The following is a 14,596-nucleotide window of genomic DNA, read 5'->3' on the forward strand; positions in this document are numbered from 1 at the left end:
ACGTCGACTGGTATGGCTGAGTTGGTTTTGGGCCCGGTTTTGCGGCATGTGGATGCGACCTCGGCGACGGTCTGGGTAGAGACGGACGGTGCGTGCGAAGTGGACGTACTCGGTCGGCGGGCGCGGACATTTCAGGTGGGGGAGCAGCATTTCGCGCTGGTAGTCGTCGACGGGCTGGAACCTGACGCGTCCATTCCCTACCAGGTGGCGCTGGACGGCGTGGTCGCCTGGCCGGAACCGGCGTCCCCGTTGCCGCCGTGCCGGATACGCACGCAAGCGGTCGAGAAGATCATTTTCGGCTCGTGCCGGGCGGCCAAGGCGACTCCCGAAGAGATGACAGCGGACAAGCTCGGACCCGACGCCTTGGACGCGTACGCGATGCGGATGCAGGGCCTGCCCGAGCAGGAGTGGCCGGATGCGCTGCTGCTGCTCGGGGATCAGGTGTACGCCGACGAGCCGACACCTCGGATGCAGGAGTGGCTGGCGCAGCGGCGCGGCGGGCAGGAGCCGGCGGGGGAGGTGGTGTCGTTCCGCGAGTACGCCGAGCTGTACCACGAGTCGTGGTCGGACCCGGAGATTCGCTGGCTGATGTCGAACGTGCCGACCTCGATGATCTTCGACGACCACGACGTGCGCGACGACTGGAACACCTCGCGGACCTGGCGGGAGCGGATGGCGGCGAAGCCGTGGTGGCGCAAGCGCATTCGCGCGGGGCTCGCGTCGTACTGGGTGTATCAGCACATCGGCAACCTGGGCCCGGACGAGCTCACGCGAAACCTGCTGTACAGCAAGGTGACCGAGGCGGGCGTCGACGTGCAGGATCTGCTGGAGGACTTCGCCGAGGAGGCCGACAAGGAGGTCGACGGCCGCAAACCCACCCGCTGGAGCTACCGTCGCGACTTCGGCCGGATCCGGCTGCTGGTGATCGACACCCGCAGCGGACGCATCCTCGACGGTCAGCGGCTCATGGTCGGCTCCGACGAGTTCGATTGGATCGAGGAGAACGCCGCAGGCGACTACGACCACTTGCTCATCGGCTCGTCGCTGCCCTGGTTGATGCCGCACGCGCTCAGCTACCTGCAATCGCTCAACGAGCGCGCGGCGAGCCAACCGGGCTGGCGCGGGCGACTCGGTGAGAAGGTCAGGCAGGCAGCCGATCTGGAGCACTGGCCGGCCTTCCGCGCCTCCTTCGAACGGCTGGCTCGACTGATCCACCGGCTCGGCACCGCACCCGACGCGCCGAGCACCATCTGCGTGCTGTCCGGCGACGTCCACCACAGCTACGCCGCCCGCGCCACCTACGCGCAACCGACGAAATCCGAAGTGCTGCAACTGGTGTGCTCGCCGGTCCACAACGACCCACCCAAAATCTTCCGCCCCGCCTTCGCCCTCTCCTGGGCCACCCCCATTGCCGCAGCACTGCGCCACCACGCCGCCCGCCGCGGCATCTCACCCGACCCGGTCCACTGGCACAAAGTCACCGGCCCCCACTTCGGCAACTCCATCGCCTCCCTCCACATCACCGGCCGCGCCGCCAGATTCACCCTGGAATCCGCCCGCCCAGACCACAGCCTTATCAAAGTTGCGGAGCTGGACCTCCCTCTCGGCGACCACCGCCGCTAGGCCCTACGCCCTGTGTCGAAGTCCCATCCAGCGCCTCCGCCCGACTTGGACACAGGGCCCAGCTGGTCATTTGATCATGGGGATTTGGTGCTGGTGTCGGTCGAGCGGGCGACAGCCTCAGTTCCCCATGATCATCTGTCCCGCCGGACGATTCTGGAGCGCCGCTGTGGCGAGGGGGCTGCTGGAAGACCCGGCTCTGGCAAGGGAATGCTATGTCCGACTTTGCGTGACTGGTCGGCTCATCGAGTGCGTATCGCCGCGCGGGACGCCTCGGCAGGAACTCGTGACCTGTCGGCTGCATCGCGGGACGCTTTCAGCGATTTCGCGAGGGCTTCGACTTCCTCGTAAAGGCGATCGCTGTCGAGATCTGTCCGTTCGCGCTGGATCCAGTCGCCGTAAAGCTCGAACCATACGCGGATTATCCGGCCACCGATGCTGCGGTCGACAACCTCGCGATCGAAAACCTCCATATTGACGCCAACCGAGAGGTCTTCCAGGTAGCTCAGGTAGTCGCGGACGACCAAGTACTCGACGGTGTCGCGATCGCTGGCCTTCTCCATGAACTGCGCATCGGTCTTCAACCGTCCGAACAGATCGTGTTGCTTCTCGATTGTTGTGCCGATGAAATCCAGGGTTGTCTGCTTTCGCTGTCGGACGTTCTCGGCTGCCGCCTCGCTGGTGGCCAGATCGAGCGATCTGCTGGAATCGGCGACCTGGCGGCGGAGCAGTTTCAGCTGCCAGATGAGTAGGCCGAAGACCGCGGTATTGAGAACGAGGGCTCCCGCGCCGAGCACGAGGCTCGCGGCTTCGTAGGTGGACACCGATCCCATCGGTCAATTGTCCGTTCGAGGGGCTCTGCGGTCAGTCGTGCAAACGACCGACATCGCGCTCGTAAGGATCGGCCGGTCGAGCCTATTGGTCGATTGATCATGGGGAAATGGTGCTGGCATCGGTCGAGTGGGCAACAGCCTCAGTTCCCCGTGATCACCTGTCCAGGAGGGCGGGCTGATCTTGGGACGGACCGTTGACACGGCATTGCTGACCTGTCAACGTATCGAAGGACCGCGAGGTCCCTGATTCGGGTGGGTGCCTCGGTGTCGTCGAATCGGAGAGTGCTCGATGGGGTTTCTGGAACCCGACCTGCCGGTGGTCGATATGGCGGAGTGGAGCAAAGGCACTCGGAGCGAACGGATTCGGCCGATGGCTCGGCATTGGGCCGAGGTGGGGTTCGGGACGCCGGTCGTGCTGCATCTGTTCTATGCGGGCAAGGTGTGCCTGTATGTGCTCGGTGGCTGGCTGATCGTGTTGTCCACCAAGGGCATCGATGGGTTCACGAGCGTGGGGGACTGGTGGTCGGAGCCGGTCGTCTTCCAGAAGGTCGTGCTGTATACGTTGCTGTTCGAGGTGGTCGGGCTCGGGTGTGGGTTCGGGCCGCTGAACAACAGGTTCTTTCCGCCGCTCGGTTCGATCCTGTATTGGTTGCGGCCCAAGACGATTCGATTGCCGCCGTGGCCTGAGCGGGTCCCGTTGACCAGGGGCACCACGCGCACGCCGGTGGATGTCGCGCTGTACGCCGCGTTGCTGGTGATGACGTCGATCGCGGTGCTGTCCAACGGCACCGGCCCGGTACCGGAGCTGGGTACGACGGTGGGACTGTTGCCGGTCTGGCAAGTCGCGGCGGTGCTCGGCCTGCTCGCAATCATCGGGTTGCGCGACAAGGTGATCTTCCTGGCGGCGCGGGGCGAGGTGTATGCCACGCTGGCAGTCACTTTCCTGTTCACCGGCGCCGACATGATCGTCGCCGCGAAGGTGGTCTTCGTGGTGATCTGGATGGGCGCGGCGACCTCGAAGCTGAACAAGCACTTCCCGTTCGTGGTGTCCACCATGATGTCCAACAGTCCGGTCTTCCGGCGAAAGTCGCTGAAGCGCAAGTTTTTCGAGAACTTCCCCGACGATCTGCGCCCAGGGCGGTTGTCCCGCATCTTCGCCCACGGTGGCACCGCCGTCGAGATGTGCGCCCCGCTGGTGCTGTTCTTCTCGCACGGTGGTCTGCCGACCACGATCGCGGCGATCGCGATGATCGGCTTCCACCTGATGATCCTGACCGCCATTCCCATGGGGGTGCCGCTGGAGTGGAACGTCTTCATGATCTTCGGCGTGCTGGTGCTGTTCGTCGCGCACGCCGACCTCGGTCTCGGCGGCCTGCAGAATCCGCTACCGGTGGCGGTGCTGTTCCTGGTGATCGCCGGCATCGTCATCGCCGGAAACCTGTTCCCGCGCAAGATCTCGTTCCTGCCCGGCATGCGCTACTACGCAGGAAACTGGGACACGACGTTGTGGTGCATCAAACCGTCGGCCGCCGCGAAGATCAGCAGCGGCATCGTCGCGATCGCCAGTATGCCGCAGGCACAGCTGGAGCGGTTCTACGGCAAGGATCGGGCGCAGATCCCGATGTTCATGGGATATGCCTTCCGCGCCATGAACACTCACGGCCGCGCGCTGTTCACCCTCGTGCATCGAGCCATGCCACCCGGGCGCGAGGACGAGTACACCATCACCGACGGTGAGCGTATCTGCAGCACCGCGCTCGGCTGGAACTTCGGCGACGGCCACATGCACAACGAGCAACTCATCGCGGCGATGCAGCAGCGATGCCGGTTCGAGCCCGGCGAGGTGCGTGTCGTGCTGCTCGACGCCCAGCCGATTCACCAAGGGACGCAGGAGTATCGGCTCGTCGACGCCGCCACCGGCGAGTTCGAGCGCGGGGTCGTCTACGTCGCCGACATGGTGACCCGGCAGCCGTGGGCCGACGACGTGCCCGTCCATGTCCGTCACAGCGGTCCGGCCTGATCGCCGGACCGCGGCAGCCGTCGTCGCAGCAATACCGCAGAAAACTCGGACCCCGCGCCACCACGCGACTATCCTGTGCCCAAGGCATTGTGTTCGACATTCTTGTTCCTGAGCCATCGGCGGCTGCGGACCGCCTGTGGCGGTTAGGTATTCGAGGTGACTCATGCGCACATCCGCCGTTCCGACTCTCGATCGCTTCCGGCAAGACCTGCGGGCATACGCGCGCATCGCCGAGGCCCGCTACGACCCGGCGGTGATGGATCCGGTGCTGGATACCTTGTCCGATCTGTGGACCGGCTCCTTCGTCGCCGTGCGAACCACCACACAGCCGGTCCCGGAACGGCAGGTCAACGCACGGGTGATGCACCCCGGCGAACCGACCGAGCTGATCCAGACCCTGCGTGACGCCGGACTGCTCACCTACACCGGCCATCCGATGGAACAGCTGCTGGCCGAGATCTGTGCGGCCCTGCCCGTGCGCGCGGGCGTCGATGTAGCGCTCGCCGGTGGCGTGGAGAAAATCTGGCTGATCTTCCCCGAACTCGTCGGTGTGGAGCGGATACTCGCCTTCCCCGGCATGCCCGAATCCGCCCGCGCGCACGCCGCGCACCTGTCGCGCTACGGCGGCCGAATCGGCATCCTCGGCGTGGATTTCGCCGCCCGCACGATGAACCTGTACTCACAGGTGTTCGAAGCGGGCCAACTCACCGCCGCCGACATCAGCACGATCCTGGCCGACCTCGACTTCGTGCCGGCCACCGACGAGGAACTGGCGCTGCTCGGCCGCACCTTCAACCTGTACCGCACGTTCTCCTGGACTTCGCCACGCATGCAACGCATCTGCTTCCCGCTGCGCTGCACCGCCACGACCTTCCCGACCCACCTCGACCCGGTACTGGCCCGCTTCGTCGAGGAAGCCCCCTTCGCCGACCCGGAAACCCGCGGCTTCGTGTTCTACACCGCCTACGACGCCACTTCCCGCTACTACAAGATCCAGGCCGAGTATCTCGCCGCCCAACGTCCGGCTTTCCCCGGCGGCACCGAACCGCAGGTCACTCGGGACTAGCCGCTGCCGGGAAGCAGCGGCCGCATGAAGGTGCGCTCGTAGCGGAGCACACAGCCGCTCTCATCGCGGATGCGATCGGCCTCGATGAAGTCGGGGTCGACGCCGAACAGCGCCCGATACTGCTCGTAGGCCCCGAGGCCGGCGAAGCTGAACAAGGCCATCGCCTTGTCACTGGCGCCTTCCGCGGGCAGGAAATAGCCGTGATGGGTGCCGCCGTGCCGCTCGACCAGCTCCATCCACCGGCGGCCGAACCGCTCGAACGTGTCGATCTTCGCGGGATCGATCACATACTCCACAACACAGGTGATCATGGCCCCAGGCTACGACCGCACCGGCCGCCAAGTTGCCGCGGCATTGTGTCGTGGGTCACACACTGTTTGGCCTACTGAACCCGGGGCATACAGCCCGTCGGGCGACGCACAGTGCGCGCCGTCGAAACAGTGCTTCGGAAGGATCGGTATCTGTCGTGGTTCTGCTGCTGGTGGGAATCGGTACTGCGTCAGCCGTCGTGATCGCAGCGCATGCCATGGTGGTGGCCGCGCATTTGGCGCAGCGCCGTGCTGCCCCGCGCCGCCGGGTGGCCGTGGACGTCCGCCCCGTCTCCTCGACGCGAGTCTCCGCCTAACCCAGGGCAAGCGCGCGAGTCTCAGTCCTGTCGGCTGTTCGGCCGATTGTGCGACCTGCCTCGTCCGAGGAGTCTGTGAGACGCAAGAAGAACGCGCCGGCGCGCGGATTTCCGGACTCGCGCAGCCGGTATTGCGAAGAGGTGCACATCATGGCCGAGCCCACCCCCACGCCCGAAACGGCACCGGCGAACCGGCGAATAGTCGCGTGGGCGGTCGACTTCGCCGTGATCGTGGCGGCGGCGGTCCTGCTCGGCTCGGTGACGCACTACCGGATCGCCGACTACCTGTCCGGCTGGCCCGGCCTTGCCCAGTCGGGTGGCTGGAACCTGTTCCGCGCCAACGGAGATTGGGGCGGCGCGGGTAGGGCGTTCGGCTGGGACGTCTTCGGCGAAGTCCTGCTACTGATCACCGAGGCGTTCCTCGCGCTAGTGCTGATCGTGTTCGTGTATCACTTCGCCTGCCTGCTCTGGAAGGGTCGTACGCTCGGAAAGTTCTTGCTGGACATCAGAGTTCACGCACTCGCCGGTCCCCGCGGCAGGCTGGGGAAGTGGCAGTCGGCCCGCCGGGCACTGGCGAGCACCGTGGTGGATGTCGGCCTGTACTCCGCCGCCTGCATCGCCCTGCTCGCAGGCAAGTTCGTGCTGTCACTTGCCCTCTGGCACGTCGCCGTCCTCGCGCTGGTGCTCAACGCGGCCCCGATGGCGAGCGCGAGCCGTCGCACCGTGATCGATCACATCGCGGGCACCACGGTCGTCCGCGCGGGCCTGTACCAAAAGTCATGGCGGGCCGCCAAGGACACGGCGATCATCGATCGCGGCACGCAACTCGGCCTCGAACGCGTGCAGGCCGTCTCGCAGGCCATGAAGCAACACGCCCAACACCTTTCCGAGGACGAACGCTTCCGCGAGCTGCGTGCGTCGACTCAGGCGACGCAGCTGCGTCTCCTGAGTCAGAGTGCGGGCAAACACACCGGCGAGACCGTCCGGCAGTTGCTCGATTCCGAACGTGGACAGCAAGCTCAGGCCACAGCCAAGAAGGTCGGCACCAATCTGCGGGCGACCTTCGCGCGGCGACGCCGCTGATCAGCTTTCGATGTGCGCCGCCGAGGTGAGCATGAGCTTGCCGCCCTCCTGGGTGCGTCGATGCGCGTACCCAGTTCTGAGGCGAGCTCGAAATCATCTGGGGAAATTCCGAACGCTCCGCAGTGACCGGAAGGCGTAACACGTTCCGGTAGAAGTCCGCTGCTGCAGCGAGATCTGTTGTGCCGATTGCGACTTCGCGAATTTCCGGGGCAGCCCTTCGGTGTCGTTCGTTCGGAAACGACCCTGGATCCGCAACGATGGTTGAGGTCAACGGCGGCGTCCGACACGTGACGTGTGGGTATCCGCCACGCGGACAGCGATTGACAGCCAGACGAACCGGACATAGTGTCCCTCCTCACAGTAATTGGAAACTTTCCTAATAGTTCACCGGTCGCGGTGAGGGGAGGGGCGTCACGTGAATACGCGCCAGACCCTCGCAGGCACGCCCAGCCTGTTGCGCGCGATCAACGACCGCGCCGCGCTGGAACTGCTGCTCGCCAACGGCCCGCTGTCCCGCACCCAAATCGGCACGCTCACCGGCCTTTCCAAGCCGACCGCCTCCCAGCTGCTGTCACGATTGGAGGCGGCCGGACTGGTGGTCCCGGTCGGCACCATGCCGGGTGGGCCCGGGCCGAATGCCCAGTTGTACCAGGTGAATCCGACGGCAGGGTATGTGGCCGGGCTCGACGTCACCGCCTATCGGATCCGCATCGCCGTCGCCGACATCACCGGTCGGGTGCTCGCCGAACACGAGGTCGCCACCAAGGGCTGGCCCGCCGCCGAGACCATCACCAGGGTGGGCGAGGCGGTCGCCGAGACGGTCACCCTCGCCGAGATCGGCGACGGGGTCTGCGGCGAGGTGGTCATCGGTATCGGCGGCGCGCTCGACCCGGCCACCGGAAAACTGCGTTACGCCACACACCTTCCCGGCTGGCATTCCCCGCGACTGGTCGCCGAACTGGAGGCGGCCATCGGCTGCTCGGTATCGGTCGAGAACGACGTCAACCTCGCCGCCATCGCCGAGCAGGCGCACGGCGCGGCGCAGGGCAGCGAGGACTTCGTGCTGCTGTGGACCGGCGTCGGTGTCGGCGCCGCGATCGTGATCGCCGGTCGGCTGCACCGCGGCTTCCACAGCGGCGCAGGCGAAGTCGGCTACATGCCACTGCCCGGCGCGCCGATCGTGCACGACGTCCGCCGCAAGAATTCCGGCGGCTTCCAGGAATTGGCCGGAGCCCCAGCGGTTCTGGCGTTGGCGAAGAAGCACGGCCTGTCCGCGCCGACGGCCGCGCGGGTGGTCGCCGAGGCACTGGAGACGCCGGGGTCCGGCGATGCGTTCCTGGTCGAGTTCGCCAGCCGCCTGGCCCTCGGGATCGCCTCGATCGTCTCGGTGGTGGACCCGGAGCTGCTGATCCTCGGCGGTGACGTGCCACGGGCCGGCGGCGAACGGCTGGCCGCGCTGGTCGAGGACGCCCTGACCGAACTCACCTTCGCACGACCCGCGGTGCGCGCCAGCACCGTACCCGGGTCGCCCGTACTACACGGAGCGCTGGAACGCGCCTTGGCCACCACGAGGGACACCGTGTTCTCGACTCACTGATCCACCGCACCTCGAGCAGTACCCAGGAGAACCGCACATGCGCAGAACGACACGCCGCATCCTCGCCGCCCTCACCGCATGCGCGTCCGCCGCGCTGTTCGTCACCGCCTGTACCGGGCAGAGCTCCACCGGTGGCAGCGACGGCTCCGACCAAGGCAAAGAAGTCACCATCACGTTCTGGCACGGCTGGAGTCAGGACCACGAGGTCAGGGCGATCAACGACAACATCGCCGCCTTCGAGAAACTGCACCCCAACATCCGCGTCAAGGCGGTCGCCAATATCGCCGACGACAAGCTCGAACAGGCGCTGCGGGCCGGCGGCCGGGACGCGCCGGACGCGGTCTCCTCCTTCACCACCGACTCGGTCGGCAAGTTCTGCTCCGCCAATGTCTGGGCCGATCTCGACCCCTTCCTGAAGAAGTCAGGCATCGACCCCGCCGCGACCTTCCCGCGCGCCATGCTCGAGTACAGCCGGTTCCAAGGCAACCAGTGCGCGCTGCCGCTGCTCAGCGACTCTTATGGCTTGTACTACAACAAGACCGCTTTCGCTGCCGCCGGAATCACCTCGCCACCGAAGACATTCAGTGAGTTCGAGGCCGCGGCATTGAAGCTGACCATCGCCGAGGGTGACGGCTACAAACAGCTCGGCTTCATGCCGAACTACCACGGCTACGAGACCAGTCCCACGCACTACCTGGGCCAGTACGGCGCGACATACTTCGACGCGAACGGTAAGTCGAACATCGCCACCGATCCCAAGGTCGCCGCGATGTTCTCCTGGCAAAAAGATCTGATCGGCAAGCTCGGCGGGTACGACAAGCTGGAGCGGTACCGCACCACCTTCGGCGAGGAGTTCAGCGCCAAGAACCCCTTCCACACCGGCCAGGTGGCCATGTCGCTCGACGGCGAATGGCGCACCGCGTCGCTGGCCGAATTCCCGGTGGGCTTCGAGTGGGCCACCGCGCCCTTCCCGGTGCCCGACGACCAGGCCGAGACCTACGGCCGCGGCTACCAGACCGGCACCATCATCGGCGTCGCCAAGTCGAGCCAAAAGCAGACCGCGGCTTGGGAATTGGTGAAGTACCTGGCCACGAACACCGATGCGCTGGTCAGTTTCGCCAATGCTATCCATAACGTGCCGAGCACCAACGAGGCCTTGGATTCGCCGAAGCTGACGGCCGATGCGAACTTCAAGACCTTCATCGACATCGCGAAGAACCCCAACTCCTCGACCACGCCGGCCAGCATCAACGGTGGCGCGTACCAGCTTTCGCTGAACAACTTCGGCTACGACTACGAGGCGGGCAAGGTCGACCTCGCCGCGGGACTGGCCGCGACCGCGAAGGAAATCGACGAGGCGATCGACCAGGCGAAGTGATGTAGCGATGGCACTGTCGAGCACGTCCGTCCCGGCGGCACTCGAGCCGACGCTCGAGCCCGCTACCCGGGTGGCATCGAAACGGCCCGCTCCGGCGGCACTGAAACACAAGCGCCGCCGGAGGACTCTGCGCACCTTGGCATTTCTCGCGCCGTGGCTGATCGGGTTCGGCTTCTTCTTCGCCTATCCGTTGCTGTCCACCCTCTACTTCTCCTTCATGAAGTACGACGGGTTCGCCGCGCCGACCTTTACCGGCCTGAAGAACTGGAACTACGTCCTCGACAAGTACCCGTTCTTCTGGAAGGGGCTGGGCAACACCCTGTGGCTGGTGTTGGTGATGGTGACGCTGCGGGCGGCCTTCGGACTCGGTATCGGGCTGTTGGTCACCAAGATCAAGACCGGACTCGGCTTCTTCCGCACGGTGTTCTATCTGCCGTTCCTCGCGCCACCGGTGGCGGCCACGATGGCCTTCGCCTTCCTGCTGAACCCGGGGACCGGCCCGGTGAACCACCTGCTCGGCACAATCGGTCTGCCGCAGCCGGGTTGGTTCACCGACCCCGAGTGGTCCAAGCCCGCGTTGACCATGCTCGCGCTGTGGGGCATCGGCGATCTGATGGTCATCTTCACGGCGGCACTGCTGGACGTGTCCAAGGAGCAGTACGAGGCGGCCGAGCTCGACGGTGCCGGTCCGTGGCAGCGGTTCCGGTACGTCACGCTGCCGAACATCACGCCCATCGTGCTGTTTGCCGTGGTGACCGGCGTGATCCAGACGATGCAGTACTACACGCAGGCGATCGTGGCGGGGAAGGTCGCCAGCGGCAAGGCGGGCAACTCCGGTGAGCCGTTCGTACCCGGCTACCCGCACGGTTCCACCTGGACGCTGCCGCAGATGGTCTACAACCTCGGTTTCCAGCGCTTCGATATCGGCTCCGCGTGCGTGGTCGCCGTGATCCTGTTCGCCATCTCGATGGCGTTCACCGCGTTGCTGCTGCGGCGCAAATCCGGCTTCCTGCAGGAGGACTGAGCGATGACCATGACTCCCGCCCGCCCGGTGCCCACCATGCCGACCGCCGAAGCCAGGGGTGCCCGCCGCAAGGACGCGCTGCACTGGGTTGCCGTGCACTCGCTCGCCATCGCCGCCGCGCTGCTGTTCCTGATGCCGTTCGCCTTCGTGCTGCTCACCTCGGTGATGTCGGACCGGCAGGCACTCACCGCCGACCTCTGGCCGGCCTCGTGGCACTGGGAAAACTACGTAAAGGTTTGGGAGACGCCGGGATTCCTGACCTGGTGGCGCAACACCCTGCTGTACGCGGCGGCAGGCACCGCGCTGACGCTGCTCTCCAGCATCCCGGTGGCCTACGCGCTGGCCAAGTTTCGCTTCCGCGGTCGCAATCTCGCGCTGATGGCCGTTGTTTCGATGATGATGCTGCCGCCGCAGGTGACGGTCATCCCGATGTACATGATCTGGTCCAAGCAGTTCCATCTCACCGGCTCGCTGTGGCCGTTGATCATTCCGCTGGCCTTCGGTGACGCCTTCTCCATCTTCCTGCTGCGGCAGTTCCTGCTGACCATCCCCGACGACTACCTGGAGGCGGCTCGCATCGACGGCTGCGGTGAAGTGCGCATCCTGCTGCGGATCGTGTTGCCGATGGCCAAGCCCGCCGTCGCCGCGGTCGCGCTGTTCCAGTTCTTCTACTGCTGGAATGACTATTTCGGGCCGCAGATCTATGCCAGCGAGAACCCGGCCGCTTGGACGCTGAGCTACGGCCTGGAGTCGTTCAAGAGCGCCCACCACGTCAACTGGAACCTCACCATGGCCGCCACCCTGCTGGTGATGGCGCCGGTGATCCTCCTTTTCTTCTTCGCACAGAAGGCCTTCATCGAAGGCGTGACACTGACAGGGGTCAAAGGCTGATGCGCGCATTAAAACTTTGCATAGTCGGTGGTGGTTCCACCTACACGCCGGAGTTGATCGACGGATTCGCCCGGCTCCGTGACACGCTCCCGATCGGTGAGATCGTCCTCATCGACCCCGCCGCGGACCGGCTGGAGTTGATCGCCGGGCTGGCCCGCCGGATCTTCGCCAAACAGGGACACCAGGCCACGGTCAGCACGGCCACCTCGGTCGCCGACGGGGTCGACGGTGCCGATGCCGTGCTGTTGCAACTGCGTATCGGCGGGCAGGCCGCCCGCAACGAGGACGAACGCTGGCCACTCGAATGTGGTTGCGTCGGACAGGAAACGACCGGGGCCGGTGGTCTGGCGAAGGCGTTGCGCACTGTCCCGGTGGTGCTCGACATCGCCGAGCAGGTGCGCCGGGCCAACCCGGACGCCTGGATCATCGACTTCACCAATCCCGTCGGGATCGTCACTCGCGCACTGCAATCGGCAGGACACAAGGCCGTCGGTCTGTGCAATGTCGCGATCGGGTTCCAGCGAAAGTTCGCCGCGCACTTGGGTGTCGACCCGGAGCTGATCCTGCTCGACCACGTCGGCCTCAATCACCTCACCTGGGTGCGCGGGGTCACCGTGCTCGACCACCCCGGCGCGGGCACCGGCCATGAGGCGCTGCCCAAGCTCCTCGCCGACTTCGGCGCGGACATCGCGGCCGACGTGCGGCTGCCGTTGGCGCTGATCCAGCGGCTCGGCGTCGTCCCGTCGTATTACCTGCGCTACTTCTATCAGCACGACGTGGTGGTCGAGGAGTCCGCGACCACCGGTTCACGGGCCGCCGAAGTGGCGGCCATCGAGCGGGAATTGCTGGACATGTATGCCGACCCCACCCTCGACACCAAGCCCGAACTGCTCGGACAGCGCGGCGGCGCTTTCTATTCCGAGGCTGCGGTACAGCTGCTCGCCGCGCTACTCGGCACCGGCGGCGGCACCACGGTCCAGGTGGTCAACACCCGCAACGACGGCGTCCTGCCGTTCCTGCCCGACGATGCCGTGATCGAGGTGCCTGCGGCGGTGGACGCCGCAGGGGTGCGCCCACTGCCGCAGCACCCGATCGAACCGCTCTTCGCGGGCCTGATCGCGCACGTCACCGCGTACGAGCAACTCGCAGTGCAGGCCGCGCTGGAAGGCAGTCGCGACCGTGTTTTCCGCGCACTACTAGCGCACCCGCTGATCGGCCAGAACGAGCTGGCCGACCAGCTGACCGATCGGCTGATCGCGCATAACCGCGCCTACCTGGGCTGGGCGTGATCATGCCGAAAAACACCGTGAACTGTTGGCGGGGGAAGCGTCTGATGAAAATCCCACAGAACGAGCAGATTCCGGGCGTCCTCGCCATCGATGCGGGCAACAGCAAGACCGATGTGGCGCTGGTCGGGATCGACGGGTCGGTGCTCGGCGCCGCGCGTGGCGGCGGTTACCAACCGCACCGCACCGGGGCCCGTCAGGCGATCGAGGGGCTCACGCCGCTGGTCGAATCGGTGGCCAGGCAGGCCGGATTGACCCGCGGCGGGATTCTCACCACCCGGGTGAGCGCGTGCATGGCCAATGTCGATCTGCCCATCGAGGAGCAGCGATTACATGCCGCGATCGCCGCGCGCCCTTGGGGTTTGACGGTGGGCGTCGTCAATGACACCTTCGGTCTGCTCCGCGCGGGCACCGACGGGCCGCGCGGGGTCGCGGTGGTCTGCGGTGCAGGCATCAACTGTGCCGGGCTGCTGCCGGACGGCCGCACCGCCCGCTTCCCGGCGCTCGGTGTGCTCACCGGCGACTGGGGCGGTGGCGGCGGCATGGCGGCCGAGGCGATGTGGCACGCGGCCAGGGCCGAGGACGGCCGCGGCGAGCCGACCGCGCTATCCGCCGCTATCGGTGCGTATTTCGGGCTCGCCGGTGCCAATGCGGTCGCCGAGGCAATCCATCTCGGCCAGCTCGCGGAGCAGCGGCTGCACGAGCTGGTCCGGGTGCTGTTCGCCACCGCCGAGGCCGGGGATCCGACCGCGCTGCGGCTCATCGATCGGCAGGCCGATGAGATCACCCGGCTTGCCTTGGTCGCCTTGCGCAAGCTCGATCTGCTCGATACGCCGACCCCGGTGATCCTCGGTGGTGGTGTCCTCGCGGCGCGCCAGCCGCTACTGGTCGAGAACGTGAAGGCCCGGCTTGCCGAGGTCGCACCGCTGGCCGAGCCTCGAATCGTCGTTGCCCCACCGGTTCTCGGGGCCGCGCTGCTCGGGCTCGATCATCTCGGTGCGTCCGCGGCTGCCCGCCAACGGCTTCGCTCCGCCTATCCGACGCTGTCCGCGTCCGATGGTCGGCCTGAGTTCCCGAGCGAAATGGGCCAGCCTGCTTGAACGCTGGACCGCCAGGTGAATCGGGCGGTCCAGCCTACGTTCGGTCTAATGCATTGTGACGCAGCATAAGTCG

General features: G+C 66.2%; 12 protein-coding genes. 10 read left to right on the top strand and 2 right to left on the bottom strand.

Going from position 1 to position 14,596, the window contains the following annotated elements; genetic code table 11:
• Positions 1–12 precede the first annotated feature (12 nt).
• On the top strand, positions 13–1,623 hold the full coding sequence (locus tag DMB37_RS38505; protein WP_135236930.1) for an alkaline phosphatase D family protein: 1,611 nt from the start codon (positions 13–15) through the stop codon (positions 1,621–1,623).
• A gap of 239 nt (positions 1,624–1,862) precedes the next feature.
• Here DMB37_RS38505 and DMB37_RS38510 read toward each other — a convergent pair whose 3' ends face one another.
• Positions 1,863–2,417: a DUF4760 domain-containing protein gene (locus DMB37_RS38510; RefSeq protein ID WP_167769073.1), complete on the bottom strand. Its 555-nt coding sequence runs from the start codon at positions 2,415–2,417 to the stop codon at positions 1,863–1,865.
• Positions 2,418–2,742: 325 nt separating this feature from the next.
• Here DMB37_RS38510 and DMB37_RS38515 point away from each other — a divergent pair, with 325 nt between their 5' ends.
• Together DMB37_RS38515 and DMB37_RS38520 are read left to right on the top strand one after the other, a co-directional pair.
• Positions 2,743–4,473: a DUF3556 domain-containing protein gene (locus DMB37_RS38515; protein WP_135236932.1), complete on the top strand. Its 1,731-nt coding sequence runs from the start codon at positions 2,743–2,745 to the stop codon at positions 4,471–4,473.
• 163 nt (positions 4,474–4,636) lie between these two features.
• Positions 4,637–5,539 (top strand): aromatic prenyltransferase, encoded by a 903-nt coding sequence (locus DMB37_RS38520; protein ID WP_135236933.1) that lies wholly within the window; start codon positions 4,637–4,639, stop codon positions 5,537–5,539.
• On the opposite strand, the gene DMB37_RS38525 is transcribed toward DMB37_RS38520, so the two are convergent.
• Positions 5,536–5,850: an NIPSNAP family protein gene (locus tag DMB37_RS38525; protein WP_135236934.1), complete on the bottom strand. Its 315-nt coding sequence runs from the start codon at positions 5,848–5,850 to the stop codon at positions 5,536–5,538. The genes DMB37_RS38520 and DMB37_RS38525 overlap by 4 nt on opposite strands.
• A 389-nt stretch (positions 5,851–6,239) precedes the next feature.
• Here DMB37_RS38525 and DMB37_RS38530 point away from each other — a divergent pair, with 389 nt between their 5' ends.
• From DMB37_RS38530 to DMB37_RS38560, 7 genes are all read left to right on the top strand, one after another.
• A complete protein-coding gene (locus DMB37_RS38530; RefSeq protein ID WP_135236935.1) occupies positions 6,240–7,247 on the top strand; it encodes an RDD family protein in 1,008 nt (335 codons plus the stop codon).
• Positions 7,248–7,662: 415 nt separating this feature from the next.
• Positions 7,663–8,844: an ROK family transcriptional regulator gene (locus DMB37_RS38535; protein WP_135236936.1), complete on the top strand. Its 1,182-nt coding sequence runs from the start codon at positions 7,663–7,665 to the stop codon at positions 8,842–8,844.
• Positions 8,845–8,881: 37 nt separating this feature from the next.
• Complete coding sequence (locus tag DMB37_RS38540) at positions 8,882–10,222, top strand: ABC transporter substrate-binding protein (RefSeq protein ID WP_135236937.1); 1,341 nt, start codon at positions 8,882–8,884, stop codon at positions 10,220–10,222.
• Positions 10,223–10,229: 7 nt separating this feature from the next.
• The gene (locus tag DMB37_RS38545; RefSeq protein WP_135236938.1) at positions 10,230–11,246 is read left to right on the top strand and encodes a carbohydrate ABC transporter permease; all 1,017 of its coding nucleotides are present in this window, start codon (positions 10,230–10,232) and stop codon (positions 11,244–11,246) included.
• A gap of 3 nt (positions 11,247–11,249) precedes the next feature.
• Complete coding sequence (locus tag DMB37_RS38550; RefSeq protein WP_135236939.1) at positions 11,250–12,137, top strand: carbohydrate ABC transporter permease; 888 nt, start codon at positions 11,250–11,252, stop codon at positions 12,135–12,137.
• Positions 12,137–13,426: a 6-phospho-beta-glucosidase gene (locus DMB37_RS38555; RefSeq protein ID WP_135236940.1), complete on the top strand. Its 1,290-nt coding sequence runs from the start codon at positions 12,137–12,139 to the stop codon at positions 13,424–13,426. The genes DMB37_RS38550 and DMB37_RS38555 overlap by 1 nt, the downstream gene beginning before the upstream one ends.
• Before the next feature lie 44 nt (positions 13,427–13,470).
• The gene (locus DMB37_RS38560) at positions 13,471–14,523 is read left to right on the top strand and encodes an N-acetylglucosamine kinase (RefSeq protein WP_107660393.1); all 1,053 of its coding nucleotides are present in this window, start codon (positions 13,471–13,473) and stop codon (positions 14,521–14,523) included.
• The last annotated feature ends 73 nt before the right edge of the window (positions 14,524–14,596 follow it).

The organism is Nocardia sp. CS682, from assembly GCF_004634405.1.
Lineage (GTDB): Bacteria > Actinomycetota > Actinomycetes > Mycobacteriales > Mycobacteriaceae > Nocardia > Nocardia ninae.